The sequence below is a fragment of the Clostridium sp. genome (assembly GCF_021443865.1).
Taxonomy (GTDB): Bacteria; Bacillota; Clostridia; order Clostridiales; family Clostridiaceae; genus Clostridium.
Genome location: NZ_JABUTB010000144.1, coordinates 1 through 3,574, shown reverse-complemented (window position 1 = coordinate 3,574; position 3,574 = coordinate 1). Strand labels below are relative to the sequence as shown.

Genomic DNA, 3,574 nt, shown 5'->3' with positions numbered 1-3,574 from the left:
TTAATATATAAATCAATATCTTTATCTATTTTTAATCTTACTCTTTTTAACTTTTTCTCAACCCATTGTTTATCTATTGCTATTTCTTCTTCAAGACCATGACTCTTTACAAATGTAGCAAAGTCATCTTTTATTTGAGGCTCTTCTTTAAATAATTCATTAGATAAATCCTCTATATTAATCTTATCTTCTTCCTTTAACTTTGCTTTAACTGCCGTTCTTATTCTCTCTGCCTTATCAGCATCTTCTACAATATTGCTTCTAGTCCAATTCTCAGCAGCCTTTAAGAATGTCTTAGTCATATCTCTTTCATTATTTATAATTGAGCATCCAAGGAAATTACTTATAAAGTAATTAGCTCCATATTCATCTTCATCTTTACTTTTTCTTTGCTTATCTATAACCATAAGATTATAGTCTTGATTTTCTCTAATAGGCTTTATAAATGCAGCTTTTTGTATTCTTTGGCTACTTGCTGGAAGTCCTGCTGCTTGTGGCACTATATCTATTTCTATTTTATTTTCTATAAACTCAACTTTATGTGTAAAGTTTTTTACATAGTCCATCTTTAATATACCTATCATTGGTCCTTGATCTGTAACTAATGATACTATTATTAAGTCGCAGGATGGAATATTAGTATTTCCCTTCATAATAATAAATAACTGTCTTGCAAGCTCCTTAGATAGTGAAACCAAATCCTTATCTATTCCATTTAAATAATCTTGAACTACTTCTTTTACTATATTTCTTTCAGGATTAAATAAGGCATATTTTAATTCTTCATCTTTGAAACACTTTTCTAAGTGCCTATGTAGGAATGTATATGTATCTTCATTTAATTCAAGACTATACTCATTTAATACGGGATCATCAGTATTTGAATCTACAATATGAATTACTGCCTCTTGTATATTAATATCACTTATATATTCCATATTTTTTGGACCATTATAAAATTATCTTTTTAATAGATTATTAATAGTCCAAATTCACCACCTTTACCTTTTGTTCATATTATTATGTCTAATTTATTTTAACTCTTCAATTACATCTATTACTTCTTTTAAATTGTTTAATTTTCTGTAAGCTAACTCTTCTATTTCCTTTTCTGGTTCCTTCATATCTGGAATTATTATAACTTTGAATTTCCCTCTACTTGCAGCTATAACACCAGCTTCTGAATCTTCAAGGACTATACAATTCCTTGGATTTATTTCTAACTTTTTAGCAACATTTAAAAACACTTCTGGATTAGGTTTTGATTTTTTAACTTCATCTCCACATAATACATAATCAAAATATTGTAATATATTTGCTTTTCTTAAATGCCCTAATGCAACTTCTCTATTAGATGATGTTGCAACTGCTTTTTTAATATTGTTATTAGTTAGATATTCTAATAATTCATCTAATCCTTGCTTTTTTTCTGCTCCATTTATTAATAAATCAATATTTATTTTTCTTTTTTCCCTAATATATTCATCTACATCTACTTTATCCTTATATTCTGCCATTAATGAATTTCTACAACTTTCATTATTAGTGCCAACTAGTCTATAAAATGTATTTAAATCAAAATTAATATTGAATTTTTTAGCAGCTTCCACCCATGATGAATAAGAGATTTTTTCTGTATCAAATATTAGCCCATCCATATCAAATATAACTAATTCAACTTTATCCATTTTTTCTCCTCCGTAACTTTTCTATTTATATATTATAATATAAATTTGCAAAAAAAATAGGATTTATATCTCTTTTTGATATAAATCCTATTATATTAATTTAATTATGCATTTTTAACATCTGAATCCTTAATTACAAAGTAAGTAATAATAAATCCAGCTACATAAGAAACTACTAGCCCTATAAAGTAATTAAGCATACTTCCTGGTTGCATTATTGGAATAGCTACTAATCCAGATGGGCCCCAAGCTGTAGCTAATACCTTTGTAAGCATTACATAAGCTCCACCAAATCCAGCTCCAAGTCCTGCAGTAATAAATGGTTTAAACATTGGAAGAGTAACTCCATATATTAATGGCTCTCCAACTCCTAAGAATCCTGCTGGTAATGCCCCTGTAATAACTTTTTGTAGTCTCATATTCTTAACTTTTCTAGCTATAAAGTAAATTGCTATTGCAGCACCAACTTGTCCAGCTCCAGCCATTGCAAGTACTGGGAATAATGAAACTCCACCCATAGCTTCTAATTGAATAGCATATATTGGAATTAATCCATGATGTAATCCAAATAAAACCATTGGTAAGAACAATGCTGATAAAAGGAATCCACTTATTACATTAACAACTGGATTTGAAGAATTAATAATTACGCTTAAAGCAGAAACTAATCCATCAGATATAAATCCAGCTAAAGGCATTATTACAAATACGAATAATATTCCTGTTATTAATAATGTTAATAATGGAGTTAGTATTAAGTCTAAAACATCTGGCACTCTCTTACGGATTGCTTTTTCAATCTTAGCAAGAATATATACACCAAAGATTACACCAATAATACCACCTTTTCCTGTTGTTAAAATAGAATTTAGTGGAACTTCTTCATTATATAATCCCATCATAGTAGATAATGCTACTATATTAGCACTAATTGAAATAGCTCCAACCATACCACCTAGTGCTTCTGTTGCACCAAATTGTTTTGCTGAGTTAATACCTGTATAAATAGCAAAGTATGATAAGAATCCACCACCTATTAATGCAAACATTAATTGTGTAGCCTTCCAGAAACCTTCTGCTGGTAAAGTACCTTGTCCTTGTAATGTAGAAATTAAACTTCCTAATCCATTAAATATACCAGCTGCAATAATTGCAGGTATTAAAGGTATAAATATATTAGCAATTAAAGTTACTAAGTTTTTAAATTTACTTTGTTTTTGATTTTCTCTTATTGCTTGTTTATTATCTTTCCAATTTTCAGTAACTACTCCATCACTAGGTAGTCCTAATTCTTGAATACATATATCTGTAACCTTTTTAGCCTTACCAGGTCCTAATACTACTTGTAAGTAATTATTAGATTCAACAACACCTAGTACACCCTCAGTATTTTTTATTTCATCAACTTTTACTATGCTGTTATCTTTTATAGTAAGTCTAAGTCTAGTCATACAGTTAGCAGCCTTAACAACATTCTCTTTGCCCCCAACTAACTTAACAATAATCTTAGCTAATTCCAAATTTGTCATAAAATCTCCTACTTTCTTTTATTATTTAAGATAAATTTAATCTTGTTTTTATTACGCATGTCCAATTGTGAAATGCATTTAAATCCTTTTCACAATTTCATAAAAAAATTATTATGATAGCTATAAATATTTATAAATCACTTTTCTTTTCTCATTGATATTACATTTACCTATTTGTAAATATAATTCACATCTATTGTATTGTTATTAACATTATTATTTAAATATCGTAAATAATAGCACTGTTATTTTATCTTTAGGATTATTGTTTTTTATTTTCTCACCTCCCTTATAAAATATTGCTTTATAAGCTATATAAATTTAGGCAATTATTCTAAAATATAATTATACTAATCG

General features: G+C 28.0%; 3 protein-coding genes. All 3 read right to left on the bottom strand.

The features are described from left to right. A partial coding sequence (locus tag HUJ77_RS15080; protein ID WP_291710043.1) for a nucleoid-associated protein occupies window positions 1–938 on the bottom strand: 938 nt, incomplete at its 3' end. Between the two features lie 93 nt (window positions 939–1,031). Beyond that, the gene (locus HUJ77_RS15075; RefSeq protein ID WP_291710042.1) at window positions 1,032–1,688 is read right to left on the bottom strand and encodes an HAD family phosphatase; all 657 of its coding nucleotides are present in this window, start codon (window positions 1,686–1,688) and stop codon (window positions 1,032–1,034) included. 104 nt (window positions 1,689–1,792) lie between these two features. Next, the gene (locus HUJ77_RS15070; protein WP_291710039.1) at window positions 1,793–3,217 is read right to left on the bottom strand and encodes a PTS transporter subunit EIIC; all 1,425 of its coding nucleotides are present in this window, start codon (window positions 3,215–3,217) and stop codon (window positions 1,793–1,795) included. Window positions 3,218–3,574: the final 357 nt, after the last annotated feature.

Coding starts and splice junctions, on each gene's coding strand:
- HUJ77_RS15075 (WP_291710042.1), bottom strand. CDS start 1,688: ATGGATAAAGTTGAATTAGTTATATTTGATATGGATGGGCTAATATTT.
- HUJ77_RS15070 (WP_291710039.1), bottom strand. CDS start 3,217: ATGACAAATTTGGAATTAGCTAAGATTATTGTTAAGTTAGTTGGGGGC.